This is a genomic window from Olsenella phocaeensis, from assembly GCF_048189965.1.
GTDB lineage: Bacteria > Actinomycetota > Coriobacteriia > Coriobacteriales > Atopobiaceae > Olsenella_I > Olsenella_I phocaeensis.
The window spans coordinates 150,900-168,520 of record NZ_DBEZHV010000006.1 but is presented as its reverse complement, the minus strand read 5'-3'; the positions used below and the strand labels follow the sequence as shown (position 1 = coordinate 168,520).

The 17,621-nt window shown below is 65.9% G+C and carries 20 protein-coding genes; 16 read left to right on the top strand and 4 right to left on the bottom strand.

The genetic code is table 11. The features are described from left to right. The first annotated feature begins 8 nt into the window (after positions 1-8). The 5 genes from ACMPH2_RS02890 (at position 9) to ACMPH2_RS02870 (ending at position 3,971) form a co-directional block, all read left to right on the top strand. Positions 9-452 (top strand): MarR family winged helix-turn-helix transcriptional regulator, encoded by a 444-nt coding sequence (locus ACMPH2_RS02890; RefSeq protein ID WP_009279213.1) that lies wholly within the window; start codon positions 9-11, stop codon positions 450-452. Then, complete coding sequence (locus ACMPH2_RS02885) at positions 449-1,324, top strand: dioxygenase family protein (protein ID WP_083558159.1); 876 nt, start codon at positions 449-451, stop codon at positions 1,322-1,324. Before ACMPH2_RS02890 ends, ACMPH2_RS02885 begins: the two co-directional genes overlap by 4 nt. Before the next feature lie 176 nt (positions 1,325-1,500). Then, complete coding sequence (locus ACMPH2_RS02880; protein WP_314638269.1) at positions 1,501-2,442, top strand: magnesium transporter CorA family protein; 942 nt, start codon at positions 1,501-1,503, stop codon at positions 2,440-2,442. 170 nt (positions 2,443-2,612) lie between these two features. Beyond that, positions 2,613-3,167 carry a pyridoxamine 5'-phosphate oxidase family protein gene (locus ACMPH2_RS02875; RefSeq protein WP_417118572.1) on the top strand — a complete coding sequence of 185 codons (555 nt, stop codon included), beginning with the start codon at positions 2,613-2,615 and terminating at the stop codon, positions 3,165-3,167. Between the two features lie 147 nt (positions 3,168-3,314). Further along, positions 3,315-3,971 (top strand): cupin domain-containing protein, encoded by a 657-nt coding sequence (locus ACMPH2_RS02870; RefSeq protein ID WP_417118571.1) that lies wholly within the window; start codon positions 3,315-3,317, stop codon positions 3,969-3,971. Between the two features lie 225 nt (positions 3,972-4,196). On the opposite strand, the gene ACMPH2_RS02865 is transcribed toward ACMPH2_RS02870, so the two are convergent. The 3 genes from ACMPH2_RS02865 to yedE all read right to left on the bottom strand — a co-directional run bounded on the left by ACMPH2_RS02865 (position 4,197) and on the right by yedE (position 5,823). Beyond that, positions 4,197-4,460, bottom strand: coding sequence for a putative Se/S carrier protein (locus ACMPH2_RS02865; RefSeq protein WP_314638274.1), 264 nt, complete (start codon positions 4,458-4,460; stop codon positions 4,197-4,199). Further along, a complete protein-coding gene (locus tag ACMPH2_RS02860) occupies positions 4,461-4,664 on the bottom strand; it encodes a sulfurtransferase TusA family protein (protein WP_062531123.1) in 204 nt (67 codons plus the stop codon). A 73-nt stretch (positions 4,665-4,737) separates the two neighbouring features. Further along, positions 4,738-5,823: a YedE family putative selenium transporter gene (gene yedE / locus ACMPH2_RS02855; RefSeq protein ID WP_417118570.1), complete on the bottom strand. Its 1,086-nt coding sequence runs from the start codon at positions 5,821-5,823 to the stop codon at positions 4,738-4,740. Here yedE and ACMPH2_RS02850 point away from each other — a divergent pair. From ACMPH2_RS02850 to ACMPH2_RS02840, 3 genes are all read left to right on the top strand, one after another. After that, complete coding sequence (locus tag ACMPH2_RS02850) at positions 5,714-7,009, top strand: aminotransferase class V-fold PLP-dependent enzyme (RefSeq protein ID WP_417118569.1); 1,296 nt, start codon at positions 5,714-5,716, stop codon at positions 7,007-7,009. The genes yedE and ACMPH2_RS02850 overlap by 110 nt on opposite strands. An 85-nt stretch (positions 7,010-7,094) precedes the next feature. After that, complete coding sequence (locus ACMPH2_RS02845) at positions 7,095-7,664, top strand: C-GCAxxG-C-C family protein (protein ID WP_009279222.1); 570 nt, start codon at positions 7,095-7,097, stop codon at positions 7,662-7,664. Next, positions 7,657-8,613, top strand: coding sequence for a TDT family transporter (locus tag ACMPH2_RS02840; protein ID WP_417118568.1), 957 nt, complete (start codon positions 7,657-7,659; stop codon positions 8,611-8,613). The genes ACMPH2_RS02845 and ACMPH2_RS02840 overlap by 8 nt, the downstream gene beginning before the upstream one ends. Before the next feature lie 65 nt (positions 8,614-8,678). Here the strand turns inward: ACMPH2_RS02840 and ACMPH2_RS02835 are convergent, their stop codons facing one another. Beyond that, on the bottom strand, positions 8,679-8,921 hold the full coding sequence (locus tag ACMPH2_RS02835; RefSeq protein WP_314638280.1) for a putative Se/S carrier protein: 243 nt from the start codon (positions 8,919-8,921) through the stop codon (positions 8,679-8,681). Between the two features lie 140 nt (positions 8,922-9,061). Between ACMPH2_RS02835 and selD the strand changes: the two genes are divergently transcribed. From selD to ACMPH2_RS02795, 8 genes are all read left to right on the top strand, one after another. Further along, entirely contained in the window at positions 9,062-10,111 is a 1,050-nt protein-coding gene (gene selD, locus ACMPH2_RS02830; RefSeq protein WP_417118567.1) for a selenide, water dikinase SelD, read from the top strand. Positions 10,112-10,157: 46 nt separating this feature from the next. Continuing rightward, positions 10,158-10,784, top strand: a complete 627-nt coding sequence (yedF, locus tag ACMPH2_RS02825; protein ID WP_417118566.1) for a sulfurtransferase-like selenium metabolism protein YedF — start codon at positions 10,158-10,160, stop codon at positions 10,782-10,784. A gap of 76 nt (positions 10,785-10,860) precedes the next feature. Next, on the top strand, positions 10,861-11,997 hold the full coding sequence (locus ACMPH2_RS02820; RefSeq protein ID WP_417118565.1) for an aminotransferase class V-fold PLP-dependent enzyme: 1,137 nt from the start codon (positions 10,861-10,863) through the stop codon (positions 11,995-11,997). Between the two features lie 195 nt (positions 11,998-12,192). Then, positions 12,193-12,573: a GntR family transcriptional regulator gene (locus tag ACMPH2_RS02815; protein ID WP_072499601.1), complete on the top strand. Its 381-nt coding sequence runs from the start codon at positions 12,193-12,195 to the stop codon at positions 12,571-12,573. Beyond that, entirely contained in the window at positions 12,573-13,547 is a 975-nt protein-coding gene (locus ACMPH2_RS02810) for an ABC transporter ATP-binding protein (protein ID WP_417118564.1), read from the top strand. The genes ACMPH2_RS02815 and ACMPH2_RS02810 overlap by 1 nt, the downstream gene beginning before the upstream one ends. After that, on the top strand, positions 13,547-14,251 hold the full coding sequence (locus tag ACMPH2_RS02805) for an ABC-2 transporter permease (protein WP_417118563.1): 705 nt from the start codon (positions 13,547-13,549) through the stop codon (positions 14,249-14,251). The genes ACMPH2_RS02810 and ACMPH2_RS02805 overlap by 1 nt, the downstream gene beginning before the upstream one ends. Before the next feature lie 204 nt (positions 14,252-14,455). Then, complete coding sequence (brnQ, locus tag ACMPH2_RS02800; protein ID WP_083558170.1) at positions 14,456-15,799, top strand: branched-chain amino acid transport system II carrier protein; 1,344 nt, start codon at positions 14,456-14,458, stop codon at positions 15,797-15,799. 385 nt (positions 15,800-16,184) lie between these two features. After that, positions 16,185-17,525, top strand: a complete 1,341-nt coding sequence (locus ACMPH2_RS02795; protein WP_417118562.1) for a Sau3AI family type II restriction endonuclease — start codon at positions 16,185-16,187, stop codon at positions 17,523-17,525. The last annotated feature ends 96 nt before the right edge of the window (positions 17,526-17,621 follow it).

Below are 17,621 nucleotides of genomic sequence, written 5' to 3'. Positions count from 1 at the left end.
GACCATCCATGCCAAGCGCCGACGACTACCTCTTCGCTGCCCTGAGCAGGGCCCGCAACCGCATCTTTCGCGAGAGCGCGGCGGAGGTCCGTCCCTCCGGCCTCACACTCACCCAGTTCGAGGTGCTCGAGGCGCTGGACGCGCACGGTCCCCTCTCCATGGGCGGGATCCAGGCGGCCATCTTCGGCACCCAGGGCAACGTGCCCCTCGTGGCACGCAACCTCGAGCGCGACGGACTGGTGAGCCTGGGCCGTTCCGACACGGACGCACGCGTGCACATGGTGAGCCTCACCGAGGCGGGCCGCACCCTCGTGCGCGCGACCTACCCACGGGTGATGGGGGCCATCGGCAGGCGGTTCTCTGCATTGGACGAAGGCGAGAAGCGCCAGCTCTGGCTGCTTCTGAGCAAGGTGGCCCGTGACGACGGTCGCGGGCAGAGGGAGGAATCATGACAGCACGAAACGAGGCCACGCCCAACGGTGCGGCGGAGGCCACGCCCAACGCGGCCACGACCGAGCCCGCTGCGTACACCGGACGCAGAAGGATGCCCGCCATCTTCGTGGGCCACGGCGACCCCATGATCGCCCTGCGTCACGACGAGCTCACGGAGGGCATGTCACAGCTGGGCCGGAGGGTGGTCGAGGAGTTTGGCACGCCCAGGGCCATCCTCATGGCGTCCGCGCACTGGTACACGCATGGAAGCTGGGTCCAAAGCGTCGAGAGGCCCCGCCAGATCTATGACATGTACGGCTTCCCTGACGAGCTCTATGCCCTCAAGTACGAGCCCTCGGGCCATCGCGCGCTCACCGACGCCGTCCTTGCCACCAAGGGCATCGAGGTCGCGGTGAGCGACAGCTGGGGTATCGACCACGGGACCTGGGCGCCCCTCGTCCACATGTTCCCGGGGGCAAAGATCCCCGTCGTCCAGATCTCCGTCAACGGCGACGAGGACGCCCGCTACGCCTACCGGCTGGGCCAAGGGCTTGCCCACCTCCGCGACGAGGGTTACCTCGTCATGGGCTCCGGCAACGTGGTCCACAACCTCTACGAGGCCGACTGGCACAACCCCGGCGGCACGCCCCAGGCCCAGCGTTTCGAGGCCCGCGTCACCGCGGCCGTCGAGGGGCGCGACGACGACGCGGTCCTCTCGTACGCAAGCCTCCCCGACGCGGACTACGCCGTTCCCACGCCGGACCACTTCCTCCCGCTGCCCTTCGTGATGGGTGCCGCGGAGGGCGAGAGGCCCCTAGTGTTCAACCACAAGATCAACCTGGGGTCCATGGCCATGACGGGCTACGCCTTCGGCATGGGTGGGCAGGGGTAGCCCTCGGACGGACACGACTGGCCTTGAGCGAACGAGAATGGCCGGCTACTCGCCCGCGACGACCGCCACGTGCGACGACCGCCGCGCCCCCTGTCGGAGCATCTCCGGTCGGGGGCGTGTCCTGTGCTAGGCTCGACTGGATGCAGGGGCCAGGCCGTGAGTCCGGGGGAGGAAGCGTGATCGAGGCATATCGCACCGAGAATCGCGTGACCTCCCGCGTGGAAGACATGGGGGACGGCGCGTGGGTCCGCCTCTGCGCGCCCACGCTCGACGAGGTCGACCTCGTCGCTAGGACCTTCGGCCTCGAGCGCGACGACGTCCTCGCTGCCACCGACCCCGAGGAGAAGGCGCGCGTCGAGTACGAGGACGACTCCCTGCTCATCCTCGTCGACGTCCCCTCGGCGGGGGAGACCCACGGCGAGCGCGCCCGCAACACCGTGCCCCTCTGCATCATCCTCACCAAGTCCAACGTGATCACCATCTGCTCCGAGCGCTTCGCGCTCCTGGACGACTTCTCGTCCGGCAAGGTGAGGGGATTCTCCACCTGGAGGCACAGTCGCTTCGTCTGCACCATCCTCCTGCGCCTGGGCGTCTTCTACCAGCAGGTCCTGGCAGACATCGACCGTCGTCGCCTCGCGCTCGAGGGCCGCATGGACCGCTCCATCAGCGAGGCCGACCTCTTCTCCCTCCATGGGCTCGAGTCCTCGCTGGTGTACCTCTCCACCTCCCTGCAGGGAAACGCCAACGCCCTGGGAAGGCTCAGGCGCTGCCCGCGGCTCTTGCGCCACGAGGGTCTGGACGAACTCCTCGAGGACGCCATCGTGGAGCACCAGCAGGCACTCGAGATGGCCCAGATCTACCGCAACGTGATCGACGGCACGCGCGACCTCATGTCGTCCGTCATGGACCTGCGCCTCAACGACGTGATGCGACGCCTCACGGTGATAACGGTCGTCCTCTCTATCCCCACCATCGTCTCGGGCTTCTATGGCATGAACGTGAGCGACGAGTGGATGCCGCTTGCCAACGAGACCCACGGCTTCGTCATAATCTGTGTCGCCACCGCCCTCGTCTGCGTGCTCATCATGTGGCTGCTCAAGAAGAGGCGCGTCTTCTAGGCGCGTTGCAGGTCCGTCACGACCTGGACCGTCACGCCGAAGGTCCCTCTCCATGGGTTTCGCCGGCTCCGCCGCCCTCGACGCGACCGATCCTCTCTCTCATGCTTACCCAAAGGTGCCTACTTCCCGCCACGACGCGCAGGCAGGAGAATCGTACCCAGGGGAGGACCTTGGAACGGGGAGAGATGCAGGCCACGGAGCTGCTTCAGATGCTGAGGGACATGCGGGACGTCTGCTTCGCGACGGTGGACGAGAGGGGACTTCCACAGGTTCGCGTCATAGACGTGATGCTCGTAGAGGACGGCAGGCTCTACTTCTGCACCGCGCGCGGCAAGGACTTCCATGCTCAGCTGCTGCGCCTCCCGCAGGTGGCGATAGCCGGCCTCAACGGACAGTGGCAGTTCGTACGCCTCAGCGGCGAGGCGAAGCGCCTTCCCGATGCCCTCCAGAGGCAGACGATAGACCGCATCTTCGAGCAGAACCCCTCCATGGAGGGCGTGTATCCGGGCGAGAGTCGCTACGTCCTCGAGGCATTCTTCCTCGACTCCGGCGAGCTGGAGCTCTTCGACTTGGGTCACGAGCCCGTCTTCAGGCAGAGCTTGGCCCTGGGCGGTGGCGCCGTGCGTGAGAGGGGCTTCCGAATCACGGACGCCTGCATGGGCTGTGGCAGCTGCCAAAGGTCGTGTCCCCAGAAGTGCATCGAGGCGGGGGAGCTGCCGGCGTGACTGCCGCGATAGGGCTTGGCCCGCGCCCCGCGCGCCCGGGCTGAGTGCGAAAAATATGCCCCTGTCAGCGTATCATTTGGCGCGAAACGGGCAGACTCCCAGCGTGCGGAAAGACCAGGGAGCCAAGTCATATGGGAGCTGAGACACATGGACATAGAGGCAGGTAGGACCTTCTCGTTTGCGAAGGAGCTCGTGGCCCCTCCGGGATGCACGGTCTCCTCCAAGCTCGCACGGCCCGACGGTGCGCCCCTGGGCTTCGCCCTCGCGGCGGGCACGGACATCAGCGCGGAAAGCTATGCGACGCCCAAGCTGGTGCTCGTGCAGGGCGGCTCGCTCGAGCTCTATGCCAGTGGGGGAGAGGCGACCACCCTCAGGGCCGGCGAGCTCGCCGTCACCCCCGTCGACGTGCCCGTAGGCGTGCGGACGGGGGTCGGGTGCGGGTACGTAGAGGTGAACGTAGGAAGGGAAGCGCGGATGAACGAGGTGCTCAAGGCGGGGGAGGTCCTCAGGCTGGCCGACCTCCTGCCCTACCAGGACGGGTCGATCGTGAACATGGACCTCGCGCACAACGCGGGGATGAAGCTCGCCCTCATGAGCTTCGACGCGGGCCAGGGGCTCAGCGAGCATTCCGCTCCGGGAGAGGCCATCGTCTTTGCCTTGGACGGCGAGGCGACCATCGGCTACGAGGGAGAGGAGCACCTCATCCACGCCGGAGAGAACTTCAAGTTCGACGCGGGCGGACGCCACTACGTGCGCGCGGACAAGCGCTTCAAGATGGCTCTGCTCCTGACGCTGGGAGAGTAGGGGAGGTTCCGGCATCGTACGTGTGCGGCCCGGTCGAGCGAGCTTGCTCTCGCCTGACCGGGCCGAATTGCATAGGTGGACCTTTGCCATGGACGAATCTTGCGTTCGTGGACGCATGTGGGGCATTCCTACGACGATTCTGTCCACGACTGCAAGATCGGGTGCGTCGAAATGCCTGGTTAGGCTAGATGGGCCGCTAGGGGCCCGGACGTGCTGTCGCGCCGCCTAGCCCTCGTGCCTCCAGAGGACTTCGAAGCCGTCGTCCTTCGCCTGTGCTACGAGCTCGAGCTCGTCCTCGCGCGCACCCGCAGGCAGCAGCGCGCCTTCGGTGCCGGGGACATAGCTCGCGCAGGTGCCGCAGCTGCTGCTGAGCGAGCGCGGCACGGGCATGAGCTCCACCTCCCAGCCCGCCTTCTGGCAGAGGCCGCGGAAGCGCATGGCTGCGAAGCGCGAGACGAAGGTGGCGACGAGGCGCCTCTGCTCCGCCATCTAGCGCTTGATGGAGATGCGCCAGCCGTCCTCGGCGTCGGCGACCTCGACGGCGCAGCCCTGGCTGCGGGCGAAGCGCGAGACGTTCTCGCGCGGGGCGGGGCTGTCGACCAGCACCTCGAGCTCCGCCTCGTCGCGCAGGGCGTTGCGGGTGAGTACGACGGGCTCGGGGCAGGAAAGCCCGCGTGCGTCAATGGTCTTCATGGTTCTCCTATCTTAGGCTGTGACCCGGTCGGAGCTGTGTCGCGACCGGGCGCGCTGGCACGTGCTGCGTGGGTTACTCGCTGCGCGAGAGGCTGTTGGCATAGGCGATTGCCAGGACCACGACGATGCCTAGGACCGTAGCGACCATGCCGTTGAAGGTGGGGCCGGAGCCGCTGGAGGCGAGGCCGAAGTTGTGGCAGAAGGCGGCGCCGACGACGAGGCCCAGGATGGTGATGGTGCTGTCGGAGTTGCCCTCGCCCGAGAGGACGGTCTGGCGCAGGGGGCAACCTCCCAGGAGCACGCAGGAGAGGCCCAGCAGGAAGGTGCCGAGGGCGTTCCAGAGTGCGTCGGTGTGGGCGATGGGCTGGTCGGCGAAGCCGAACTTGAAGAAGGTGCCGGGGGTCACGCCGGTGAGGACGAGGTTGGTCGCGAGCGCCGCCGCGAAGATGGCCACGAAGCCCAGGATGAGCTTGTTGTCGCGGAAGAGGATCAGGTCGCGGATGCCGCCCACCATGCAGAGGCGGGTGCGCTGGGCGATGGCGCCGACGACCAGGCCGGCGACGAGGCTGATGCCCAGGGCGGCGTGCAGTGCGCCGGGGCCCTTGCCCGCCTCGGTGAAGTGGATGAACTCGGGGGCGGCGATGGCCAGCACCAGGAGCACGACGGCGATGACGGGCATGACGGAGCCCTCGACGACGCCCATCTTGTGGGAGCGGGCCAGGCTGTAGCCGCGGTTGAGGAAGACGACGCCGCAGGCGATGCCCAGGACGAAGCCCACGATGCCCCAGACGGCGTTGAGGTCGCCGCCCGCGAGACGCAGGATCATGCGGAAGGGGCAGCCGAGGAACATGAGGGCGCCGACCATGGCGAAGAAGCCGAGCACGAAGCGGGTGACGGGGGCGCTTCCACCCTTGGGGGCGAACTCCTTGTTCGCGACTGCCATGACCGTGCTGCCCAGGATCAGGCCGATGATCTCGGGGCGGATGTACTGGACCGCTGCGGCGGAGTCAAGCCCCAGCGCACCTGCGGTGTCGCGCATGAAGCAGGCGATGCAGAAGCCCATGTTGCCGGGGTTGCCGAAGTACACGAGGAGCGACGCGATGGCGCCGATCACCGCGCCTCCCACAACGATCGCCGTCTTCTCACTCCTTGCGTCCACGTTCGTCTCCTTTCCGCCGTCTTCTCACGAGCGTTGTCTTTGTAGACGAATAACGATTTTTTACCGTATGCTGACAATGTTTGAGTTTGCTGAACCTTTCCCGCCAGCGTCACGCGTACAGGGCACCAACGTGGGACGCGGAGCCCACCAGGATGCCTATGGCACCGAGCAGGTCGTCTTCGAGACGCGCGAGCGACTCTGCAGGCTCTTCGGCGGCTCGGACTGCGCCAACGTGGTCTTCTCGAAGAACGTGACCGAGCCCCTCAACGTCCTGCTCAAGGGCTACCTGCGACCCGGGGACCACGTGATCGTCTCCTCCATGGAGCACAACGCCGTCATGCGTCCCCTGCGCCAGCTAGAGCGCCAGGGCGTGAGCTTCACCCGCGCCCGCTGCGACGGGGAGGGCGCGCTCGACCTGGACGCGCTCGAGTCCTGCATCACCCCCGCCACCCGCGCCCTGGTCATGACGCACGCGAGCAACGTCTGCGGCACCGTCATGCCCGCGCGCGAGCTGGGCGCCTTCTGCCGGGAGCACGGCATCCGCTTCTTCCTCGACAGCGCGCAGACCGCGGGCGTGCTCCCCATAGACGTGGGCGAGCTGCACGCGGACGCCGTGGCCTTCACCGGCCACAAGGGCCTCATGGGTCCCCAGGGCATAGGCGGGCTCGTGCTGGCCGAGGGGCTGGGCCTGGAGCTCGAGCCCCTCGTCTCTGGCGGCACGGGGAGCGTCAGCCACAGCGAGGAGCTTCCGGACTTCCTGCCCGACCGCCTGGAGGCGGGCACCCAGAACCTGCCGGGCATCTTTGGCCTGCATGCCGCCCTGGGCTGGATCGCAAAGACGGGCATCGACGCCATCCATCGGCACGAGATGGCGCTCGCGGAACGCTTCATGGAGGGACTGGCCCCCCTGGAGGAGAGGGGCGTCGCAAGGCTGGTCGGAAGGCGTGGCAGCGAGGGACGCACCGCCGTCGTGTCCATCCAGACGCCTGGCGACGACGAGGCGACCGTCGCAAAAAAGTTGGATTCCGACTATGGAATCATGGTCCGCGTGGGGTTACACTGCGCCCCGTCCGCGCACAAGACATTGGGGACCTACCCCAGCGGCACCATTCGCTTCTCGTTCGGCTACTTCAGCACGGCCGAAGAGGTGGATGCCGCGCTAGAGGCGCTTCGAGACATCTTGTAGCTGACATGCGAACCCGGTGAATCCCAGCCCCTCGGGCCTAGGTGACGCATAGCCATACAGAGCGTTCAAGGAGAGGAGCTTCATCATGGCTACGAACGTCAGAATCAACGTGCAGGAGGTGAGCCCCCACGAGGTCCAGCGCCTGGCGGAGGGCTACTACAAGGGCGGCTACTTCTGCGACGAGGCAGTCATGTGCGCCATTCGCGACTGCTTCAAGCTCGACGTGTCCGAGCAGGTCATCACCATGGTCTCGGGCATGTCGGTGGGCGTGGGCAAGTCCGGCTGCATGTGCGGCGCGGCCAACGGGGGCGTTGCCGCCCTCGGCCTGCTCTACGGGCGCACCGAGCAGAACGGCCCGCAGGACCCCAAGGTCGTCAGGTGCATGAGCCTCACCCACGAGCTCCACGACTGGTTCCGCGACAACAACGGCAAGCATGCCCTCTGCTGCCGCGTGCTCACCCGCGAGTTCGACATGGGCCAGGGCGCCCACAAGGAGCAGTGCATCTACTTCACCGGTCTCTGCGCCTGGAAGGTCGCCAGCATCGTCTGCCGCGAGGAGGGCGTGACCAACCTCGACGGCGAGGGCAGCGAGCCCCTCAAGCGCCTCAAGATCGAGGACGTCGTCGCGGTCAAGAGGGAGGCCTTCGTTGCTTAGAAGAGTCCCCCTGCCGCTCGCCGGCGTGATGCTGGGCCTCGTCGGCCTGGGAAACCTGCTCCAGAGCTATGGCGAGCCCATCCGCATGGTCTGCGGGATCCTCGCCACCGTGATGGGAATCGTCCTGGTGGCGAAGGTCGCGCTGTACCCCGAGGACTTCAGGCGCGACATGGCCAACCCCATGCTCGCCAGCATCGCGGGCACCTTCCCCATGGCGCTCCTGCTGCTCGCGGGCTACGCCAAGCCGGTGCTTGAGCCCCTGGGCTACCTCCTCTGGTACCTGGGCCTCGCCCTGCACCTGGCGCTCATCGTGTGGTTCACCGCCCGCTACGTGCTGCACTTCCAGCTGAAGCAGGTCTTCCCCAGCTGGTACATCGTCTATGTGGGCATCGTCGCGGCATCGATCACCGCCCCCGCCATGGGCAGGGCCGACGTGGGGACGGTCGCCTTCTGGTTCGGCGTCGTCACCTTCATGCTCGTCTCCGTCGCGGTGGCACTGCGCTACCTCCGCGTGGGTGAGCTGCCGGTCCCCGCTCGTCCGGTGCTGTGCATCTGCACGGCTCCCGCGAGCCTCTGCGTCGTGGGCTACGTGCAGTCCGTGACTCCCAAGAGCGTGGGCTTCCTCGTCCTCATGGAGGTCGTCGCCAGCGTAATCTTCCTGGGCGTGCTCACCCAGCTGCCCCGCCTGCTCGCGGCGAGGAAGTTCGCCCCCAGCTTCGCGGCATACACCTTCCCCCTCGTCATCACGGCGACGGCCCTGAAGCAGACCATGGCCTGCCTGGCCAAGCTCGGCTCGCCCGCGCCCTGGCTGCAGCTGCCCGTCCTGGTCGAGACCGTCATCGCCACGCTGATCCTCGTCTACGCACTTGTGCGCTACCTCATGTTCGTCTTCGCGGCGGACGAGGCAGGGGACGGCGAGGGACAGAAGGAGGCCCCGGCGAAGGCCTAGGTGCGATGCCGCGCTGCCGCCGCAGGTGGTCGCCCGGGACGGCCCGTGGTGGATGGCTCTCTCGCCTAGACCATGATGCGGTGCAGGGAGCTGGGGCTGAGTCCCAGCTCCCGCATCTCGCCCATGACCCGGGCCTCGTCGGCGGGGTCCGCCTTCCAGACCATGCCGCAGCCGGCGGATATCTGGGGCGGCATGGGGATGAGCCTGCCCGGCACGCCGTCGCGCCTGCAGGCGGCCTCCATCGCCATCGCGTCGGTCGTGCGGTCGAACGCTACTATGAGGGTATCCCTGGGAGCGGAGAGGGGCATGTCGTTCCTTCCTGTGCCGGCCTGGGGTGAGGTTCCGTGGACGGGTGCCCCAGGGGCGCCGTGGTCCAGGACATTCTACGCGCGGGAGCCTTTGGCGGCGGACATGCCGCCCCGCGCACGAGCAGGGGGAGGAGGCGGCCATGACGGCAAAGAAGGTCCAGCTCACCAAGATGACCAAGGCGGCCGGTTGAGCGGCCAAGATGGCACCTGGTGCCCTCGCTCAGGTTCTGAGCGACCTACCCAACACGTTCAACCCGCGGCTGCTCATCGGCTATGACGGCTCGGACGACGCCTGCGTGTACAAGGTGAGCGACGACACGGCGCTCATCAGCACCGTGGACTTCTTCCCGCCCATGGTCGACGACCCCTACCTCTTCGGCCAGATCGCCGCAGCGAATGCTCTCTCGGACGTCTATGCCATGGGAGGCACGCCCACCCTGGCCATGAACCTGCTCTGCTTCCCCAACTGCCTCGACGTGAGCGTCGCGGAAGAGATCCTGAGGGGCGGGGCGAGCAAGGCCATGGAGGCGGGCTGCACCATAGCGGGCGGCCACACCATCACGGACGACGAGCCCAAGTACGGCATGTGCGTCATGGGCTTCGCGCGTCCCGACGAGGTACTGGCCAACGGCGGCGCGCGCCTGGGCGATGCCCTCGTGCTCACCAAGCGCGTGGGCTCGGGGCTCCTCAACACGGCCGTCAAGGGCGAGCTGCTCGAGCAGTCCGAGCTCGGCGAGCTGTACCAGGAGATGAGCACCCTCAACAAGTATGCGGCCGAGGTCGCGCGCGACTTCGACGTGCACGGCTGCACCGACGTGACGGGCTTCGGCCTGGCGGGCCACCTCTGCGAGATGGCCGAGGGCGCGGGCGTCACGGCGCGCCTGAGCTACTTGGCAGTCCCGCTCTTCGACAGCGCGGCCGACATGGCTCGCATGGGCATAGTCCCCGGCGGGGCCTACCGCAACGAGGACTACTTCAAGGACCGCGTGAAGGTGGACGAGGGGCTTGCCGAGGAGGTTCCCGAGGTCGTCTTCGACCCGCAGTCCTCCGGCGGCCTGATGTTCGCCTTGCCGCCCGAGCAGGCTGACGAGCTGGTGGCGCGCATCCGCGCGACCGGCGTCTCGGCGGCACGCGTGGGAGAGTTCGTGACCCGCGGTGAGGGGGAGCCCTTCGTCAGGGTCGTCGCGTAGCCGTCACAATCGACTGGGACGGAGGTCCCAAGAAGGGAAACATCACATGAGTCAGGAAACCATAGAGGTCAACGCCATCGGCGACGCCTGCCCCATCCCCGTGGTCAAGACCATGAAGGCCGTGGCCGCAGCGGCCGAGTGCGCGACCGTCGTCACCTCCGTGGACAACCCCACGGCCGTCAAGAACCTCCAGAAGTTCGCGGGCGAGAAGGGCCTCGCGTCCTCGGTCGAGGACAAGGGAGACGGCAGCTGGCAGGTGAGCATCCAGGTTGGCGCGGGAGCCGCCGAGGCCGCCAAGGAGGCCGACCCCGCGGACTACGCCTGCTGCGCGCCCGGCAACGGCGTGGTCGTGGCCATCACGGCCGACCACATGGGCGAGGGCTCCGACGAATTGGGCCGCACCCTCATGAAGGGCTTCATCTACGCCCTCACCCAGCAGGAGGTCCTCCCCAAGTGCGTCCTGTTCTACAACGGCGGCGTCAAGCTCACCACCGAGGGCTCCGACTCCATCGAGGACATCAAGGCCCTCGTGGATGCCGGCGTCGAGGTCCTGAGCTGCGGCACCTGCCTCAACTTCTATGGCATCGCCGAGAAGCTCCAGGTGGGCGACGTCACCAACATGTACGTCATCGCCCAGCGCCAGATGGAGGCCTCGCACGTGGTCAGGCCCTAGCCAGGCATGCAACGAGCAGTCGTCGCCCCGCTCGCGGTCCATCCGGGGGCGGGGCGACCCGTATGAGGAGGAAGCCGTGATCTACCTGGACAACGCCGCCACCACCATGCGCAAGCCCCAGGTCGTGGTGGATGCCGTGGTCGAGGCCCTTCAGGGCATGGGCAACGCATCTCGCGGCACGAGCGAGGCCTCGCTCGTTGCCACGAGGGCGGACTACGTGGCGCGCGAGCGCCTGGCCAGGCTCTTCGGCTGTCCCCGCGCGGACCACGTCGCCTTCTGCTCCAACTCCACCGAGGCCCTCAACCTTGCCCTCATGGGCCTGGTGCGTCCCGAAGACCACGTGGTGAGCACCGACCTCGAGCACAACTCCGTGCTGAGGCCCCTCTACCGCTTGCGCGACGAGCGCGGCGTGCGCCTGGATTTCGCCGGGGCGGACGGGGAGGGGAGGCTCGACTACGACGCGCTCGAGCGTCTGGTGGTCGACGGAACTCGCCTCGTCGCCGTGACGCACGGCTCCAACGTCACGGGCAACATGGTGGACGTCAGGCGCGTGGCCGACGTGGCCCACGCCCACGGCGCCCTGGTGGTCCTCGACGCCTCCCAGACCGCGGGCGCGCACGACGTCGACATGGGCAGGCTCGGCGCCGACGTGGTCTGCTTCACCGGGCACAAGGGGCTCATGGGTCCCCAGGGCACGGGCGGCCTCTGCCTTGCGGAGGGCGTCGACGTCGCCCCGCTCAAGGTGGGCGGGACGGGCGTCAAGTCCTTCCTCGAGTCGCAGCCCGACGAGTACCCCACCCGCCTGGAGGCCGGCACCCTCAACAACCACGGCATCGCGGGCCTCTCCGCCGCCCTGGGATGGCTGGAGGAGCTTGGCGTGGAGGTCGTCCGCACGCGCGAGGGCCTGCTGATGCGCCGCTTCTGGGAGGGCGTCCGCTCCGTGGACGGCGTCCGCGTCTACGGGGACTTCGGCCAAGCGGAGCGCTGTGCCATCGTCGCCCTCAACGTCCGCGACCACAGCTCCTCCGCCGTCTCGGACGAGCTCTCGCAGCGCTGGGGCATCGCCACCAGGCCGGGGGCGCACTGTGCCCCGCGCATGCACCGCGCCCTGGGCACCGTCGAGCAGGGCGTGGTCCGCTTCAGCTTCTCGTACTTCAACACGGAGGACGAGGTGGACGTGGCCATCGCCGCCGTGAGGGAGCTTGCTGCGTAGGTTCTGGCGCCCCTCTCACTTGGTCGTTCAGAACTCGCCCCAGGTGACAGAAAGTCGTCATCTGGGGCGAGTTGTGTACGGGTTGCACCCCGCATGGGTCCGCTGGCGAGAGGACCTTCTCCAAAATCGCCCTTGACTTTCTCTGCTCATACTGTATATGTTGTATATATACAGTATGAGCAGAGAGGAGACGGGATGGAGGTCGTGCTCTCCAACTCCTCGGGGACACCCATCTACGAGCAGATAGCCACGCAGGTCAGGTCCCAGATCGTCCAGGGCTCGCTCGAGCCGGGAGAGGCTCTGCCCTCCATACGCAACCTGGCAACCAGCCTCAGGATCAGTGCCATCACGACCAAGCGCGCCTACGCGGAGCTGGAGGCCCAGGGCCTTGTGGAGACCGTGCCCGGCAAGGGGTGCTTCGTCGCGGGCGTGGATCCCGAGCTGCTGCGCGAGGAGCGCCTGAGGTCCGTCGAGGAGGCGCTTGCCCTCGCCGCCGCACGGGCGCGCGAGGCGGGAATCGGGTCGGACGAGCTGCACGAGATGCTCGACCTCGTGCTGGAGGAGGGTGGTCGCTGATGTCTGGACACATGGGACGCAAGCTGGCGCTGGGCACCCTGGACCTGAGCGGGGAGCCCTCGGACCTCAGGGTGAGGGGGCTCTGCAAGTCCTACGAGGGCTTCGAGCTGAGGGACATCGACCTCGACCTGCCCCGCGGGTCGGTGATGGGCCTGGTGGGGCAGAACGGTGCGGGCAAGACCACCATCATGCGCGCGATCACGGGGGGCCTCGCCCCCGATGCAGGCGAGGTGGAGCTCTTCGGGCATCCCGTTTCGCAGATGGGTCCCGGCGAGCTTCGCGAGGCGAAGGGGGCGCTCGGCTATGTGAGCTCGACCTGCCCCTATCCGGGCGAGCTCAGCGTGGCACAGGTGGCGACCATGCACGCCCTCGCCTACGAGCGCTTCGACTGGAGGCTCTTCCAGGAGCTGTCCGAGCGCATGGGGCTCCTGCCGCACGACGAGTGCCCGCACCGCTCACACGCGGCCCGCAAGCGCGTGCGCGAGCTCTCGCGCGGCATGGGCATGAAGCTGCAGCTGGCCTGCGCCCTCGCCACGGGGGCGCGCGTCCTCGTCCTGGACGAGCCGACGGCGGGGCTCGATCCCATCGTGCGCGAGGAGGTACTGGGCATCCTGCGCGAGTGGATGGAGGCGGGAGACCGCTCCGCCTTGATCTCGAGCCACATCACGAGCGACCTCGAGCACGTCGCCGACTACCTCCTCATGGTGGACGACGGAAGGGTCGTGTTCCAGTGCGAGAGGGACCTCGTGAACGACGTGATGGGAATCGCCCGCCTGAGGGAGGCGGAGCTGGAGCGCGTGCGCGCGGACGGTCTCCTCAAGGGCGCCGGCGCCCGCGTGCTGAGGCGCGACCTGTCCTATGACCTGCTGGTTCCCGACCGCGCGGAGTTCCTGCGCGCCTACCCGCTGCTCGCCTGCGACGCGGCGGATATCGACGAGCTCATGCTGCTCGTCGTCAGGGGGGAGGAGTTCTGATGGCATCCCTGCTGTACGTGGATTTCTGCATCATGGCGCGGAGGCTTCGCCAGATGCTGTGGGTGACGGCGGTGGTCGTCTTCGTCCCGTTCCTGATCAGCTACGTCTCGGGCAGGGAGACGTCAATCTCTCTCGACCAGATCGTCGCCTTCCCCATCACCGCGCTCTGCATCGCGATGTACTTTGCCCTCGGCTGGGCCTTCGGCGCCGACGAGGCGAGCGGCTGGGAGCAGGGCAGGCTGGCGCTCCCCGTCACGAGGCGGGACGTCGTGCGCTCGCGCTACCTCTTCCTGCCCCTCTTCGGCCTGGTCGTGCTGCTCTTCGTCGCCCTTCTGGCACTGCTCTGTGCCAGACTGCTCCCCCTGCTCATGCCGCAGGTCTCGGGAGAGCTCGGCCTCGGGAGCCTCCTCGGCTTCCTGCTGCTCGCATACCTGGTGCTGCACCTGCTCTTCAGCCTGCAGCTGCCCTTCCTCTTTGCCTGGGGGACTGCCAGGGCGAGGGCGATTGTCGTCCTGCCCTGCCTGGTTCCCTCACTCCTGGCCTTGCTTCCGAATGAGACGCTGCAGGGCATGGGAGCGGGGCTGACGGGGGTCGTCGGCGCTCTCGGATGGTGGCTCGCCCCCATCGGCGTCCTTTCCTGCGTCGTGGTCTACCTGCTCTCCATGCAGATTTCCTGCAGGCTCTACCAGGGGAGGGAGCTGTAGGGGAGGGGGATGTCGTGCGGGCAGGTTGATGCCTGCATCAAGGTGCGGAAAAATTGGTGTGTGCTACGGGGTGGACCTACCGGATTTCCGGTTGGTTCGCCCCGTAGCGCGCGAATGTCATCGAGAGAGTCTCGGAATGGATGCAAGAAACACGCTATTCTTATACACCGTGTACCTTCTGAGTGGCCAATCGAAAGGACCGTCATGGCGAAGAGAGACCAGCTGGCATCTGACAGGGGCCTGAGCGCGCTGGGGGCTCGCGACGGCCTGGTCGTGGGCGTCACGCTCTTCTCGATGTTCTTCGGTGCCGGCAACCTGATCCTGGCGCCGCTCCTGGGCGTGCGCGCGGGCGCACAGACTCCCGAGGCCCTCCTGGGCTTTATCGTCTCGGCCGTGGGGCTGCCCGTCCTCACCATCGCAGCAATCGCGCTCTCTGGCACGGTCGGCAAGCTCGCCGACCGCATCCATCCGATCTTCTCGAAGGTCTTCGCGGCGGCGACCTACCTGGCCATCGGTCCCTTCCTTGCCATTCCGCGCACGGCCACGACCTCGTTCGAGATGGTCCGGCCCCTGCTTCCCGAGGGAACCCCCGCATCTGCGGCCCTCGTGGCCTTCTCGCTCGCGTTCTTCGCCGCGGCCTACCTCCTTGCCATGCACCCCAACCGCCTGACCGAGCTCATGGGCAAGGTCTCTGGCCCCACGCTCATCGTCCTCGTGGTGCTTCTCGTCGCCTCGACCCTCGTGTCTCCTCCGGGCACTCCCGCTGCCACGGCCAGCGCCCCCTACGACGGCGTTGCGGGAGTGGCGGGCTTCGTCTATGGCTACCAGACCATGGACGTGCTGGCCGCCCTGGCCTTCGGCTACGTCATCGCCATGAACGTGAGAGAGCTCGGCGTGCGGAGTCCCGAGGGAATAGCGCGACAGGTTGTGCGCTCCGGTGTCATCGCGGGGGTCTGCATGGCGGCGATCTACTGCGGCTTCGGATACCTGGGAGCATCCATGGGGTCCGTGGTACCCGACGCGACCAATGGAGCCGAGGTCATTGCCGCGGCGGCGGCGATGGAGTTCGGGGGTGCCGGGAGCGTTCTTGTGGCGGCGATCTTCCTCCTCGCCTGCCTTAACGTGTGCATCGGGCTCATCTGCTCCATCAGCGAGTACTTCTCGACGGAATACGAGCTCATGCCCTACAGACGCTGGGCCCTGGCCATCGCCGCCCTCTCGTGCCTGCTTGCGAACGTGGGACTCACGACCATACTTGAGTACTCGGTGCCTCTGCTGTCCGCCCTGTATCCCATCGCCATCGTGCTCGTGGTCATGGGGCTGGTCCAGAGGGGGGAAGGCCACGGCGAGGTGGTTGCTTGGAAGCTCTGCATCACGTTCTGTGGCGTGGACAGCGTGATCGTGGCCCTTCGCGATGGCTTCGCGAAGGGCGTGGTGCTGCCGTTTGACCTTCTGCCCCTGGCGGGTCTGGGTATGGGTTGGATCCTTCCGGCAGCCATCGGGTTCATAGCAGGTTGGCTGGCGGAGCGCCTGGCGCATCGCGCATGACCCTCCGAGGTCCGTCCGTTGGATGGGGATGGGATATGCGTTTGTGTCGACTTCGCATGCCCCAAGGGTGCTCGACCTACCCGGGAAGTGCGTTTGTGCAAGGAAAAAAACAGCTCCGGCGGCATCAAGGGCGTCCTCTTCCTTGCACAAACGCACTTCCCGTCCATTTTGAGGTCGACTCGACATCTCAAACCTACACAAACGGACTTTACGTTTCGCCACTCGTCGGGTTGGGGATCTGACGATCTCCCCCTGCCGTGAAAGACTTGTTGCGACGTAAATAGCCGTGGTGTCCTAGGTCGCGCTACCTTTCTGATCGACCTAGATGGCATTCGTGCTCTCCGTTGGGATGACTGGAGTAAGTCGGCTGAGATGAGGAGGAGCAATGGCACCAAAGGGGCTCCCGTACAACCCCGCAGACGTCGATTCCATCGTTGAATATGCGGTGCGGCTTGAGGGCCATACTCTTCGTGAGTTCCTAGGACTTCAATCCATCGAGGATCCGCATAAGCGAAGGGGTGCTTTCGGCGATGCGCTCGAGAAGGATTACTTCCTCCTCGAACTGAACAGCAGTCCCGAGCCCGATTTCAAAGAGGTGGGTTTAGAGCTTAAGTCGACACCGCTGAAAAGGAATGCAAAAGGAAGGTTAAGCGCAAAGGAACGTTTGACGGTCGGCCAAATCAACTACATGGATGTTGTCGACGAAACGTTTGAGACGAGCCATTTTCGTAAGAAAATCAAAGATGTGCTTATTGTCTCCTATGAGTGGGTGAAGGATATCTCACCAGTTGACTATGTTGTTGACCTGGTATTTCGTTGGCACATTCCAGAGGAGGACCTACCACAGATTCGCCATGACTGGGAAACAGTTGTGGGGAAGATCCGGGCAGGCCATGCGGAAGACATCTCATGTTCTGACACTATATATCTGGAGGCAGTCACCAAGGCAGCGAACAGCAGAGTGACGACCCCACAGCCCTTTTCTCCCGTGGAAGCGAAGCCTCGTGCCTGGGCTTTCAAGCGCTCGTACATGGATGGCGTCACAAACGGGCAGCTGAATAAAAAAGTGCAGAGAATCAAACGTTCGCGCGAAGAGGAAGAGGCAGACCTCCTCACGCTTGTTCGCGCTCGTTTTGGTCCGTACTTTGGCAAGACGGACAAGGAGCTTCTGGCTGAGCTTGGCATATCCAGCTCTAAAAGCTCGGCGGCTCGGGTCACGAATCGTATACTTGGCGTCGGGGACTCCGACCACATCGTTGAGTTCGAAAAGGCTGGAATCAAACCCAAGACCATGAAGCTCAGGAAGACGGGGACACCCATCGAGGCGCTCTCATTTCCCAGCTTTGACTACTTCGAATTGGAGAGCCGTCCGTTCGAGGAGTCGGACTTCTTTGGATACCTGCAGCAGATGTACCTATTTGTGATTTACAGGGAAGATGGTGGGGGTGCAAACAGACTGTCTGACGTCTGCTTCTGGCAGATGCCCGACAAGGACTATCCCGAGGCGAAACGCTGCTACGAGCAGATGCAGCAATATGTCAGGGAGGGAAAGGCTGAGAGATCGGTTCTTTCCTCCGAAAATCGTTGCTGCCACGTGCGTCCGCATGGTCAACTTGGGTCAGACACACGACCACAACCTCACGGGGAACCCGTCACGAAAAAGTCCTTTTGGCTTAACGCAGGGTATTTAAAAGGTGAGGTGGCCCGGGTGCTCGGAGAATCCTAGCTTGCTCCAAGGATGCCCCCGTTCTTCCTTGGCTGGCCTTTCGTCCCATCGATCGGCTACCATAGGCGGTGAAAAATACGACACAGTAGCGATTGG

Bases quoted from the DNA above. Each gene is read 5' to 3' on its own strand.
- ACMPH2_RS02890 (WP_009279213.1), top strand. From the start codon at position 9: ATGCCAAGCGCCGACGACTACCTCTTCGCTGCCCTGAGCAGGGCCCGC.
- ACMPH2_RS02805 (WP_417118563.1), top strand. From the start codon at position 13,547: ATGGCATCCCTGCTGTACGTGGATTTCTGCATCATGGCGCGGAGGCTT.
- ACMPH2_RS02850 (WP_417118569.1), top strand. From the start codon at position 5,714: ATGCAGAAGCCCATGTTGCCGGGGTTGCCGAAGTACACGAGGAGCGAC.
- ACMPH2_RS02835 (WP_314638280.1), bottom strand. From the start codon at position 8,921: ATGCCCCTCTCCGCTCCCAGGGATACCCTCATAGTAGCGTTCGACCGC.
- brnQ (WP_083558170.1), top strand. From the start codon at position 14,456: ATGGCGAAGAGAGACCAGCTGGCATCTGACAGGGGCCTGAGCGCGCTG.
- ACMPH2_RS02870 (WP_417118571.1), top strand. From the start codon at position 3,315: ATGGACATAGAGGCAGGTAGGACCTTCTCGTTTGCGAAGGAGCTCGTG.
- ACMPH2_RS02845 (WP_009279222.1), top strand. From the start codon at position 7,095: ATGGCTACGAACGTCAGAATCAACGTGCAGGAGGTGAGCCCCCACGAG.
- ACMPH2_RS02865 (WP_314638274.1), bottom strand. From the start codon at position 4,460: ATGGCGGAGCAGAGGCGCCTCGTCGCCACCTTCGTCTCGCGCTTCGCA.
- yedF (WP_417118566.1), top strand. From the start codon at position 10,158: ATGAGTCAGGAAACCATAGAGGTCAACGCCATCGGCGACGCCTGCCCC.
- ACMPH2_RS02810 (WP_417118564.1), top strand. From the start codon at position 12,573: ATGTCTGGACACATGGGACGCAAGCTGGCGCTGGGCACCCTGGACCTG.
- ACMPH2_RS02815 (WP_072499601.1), top strand. From the start codon at position 12,193: ATGGAGGTCGTGCTCTCCAACTCCTCGGGGACACCCATCTACGAGCAG.
- ACMPH2_RS02860 (WP_062531123.1), bottom strand. From the start codon at position 4,664: ATGAAGACCATTGACGCACGCGGGCTTTCCTGCCCCGAGCCCGTCGTA.
- ACMPH2_RS02885 (WP_083558159.1), top strand. From the start codon at position 449: ATGACAGCACGAAACGAGGCCACGCCCAACGGTGCGGCGGAGGCCACG.
- ACMPH2_RS02795 (WP_417118562.1), top strand. From the start codon at position 16,185: ATGGCACCAAAGGGGCTCCCGTACAACCCCGCAGACGTCGATTCCATC.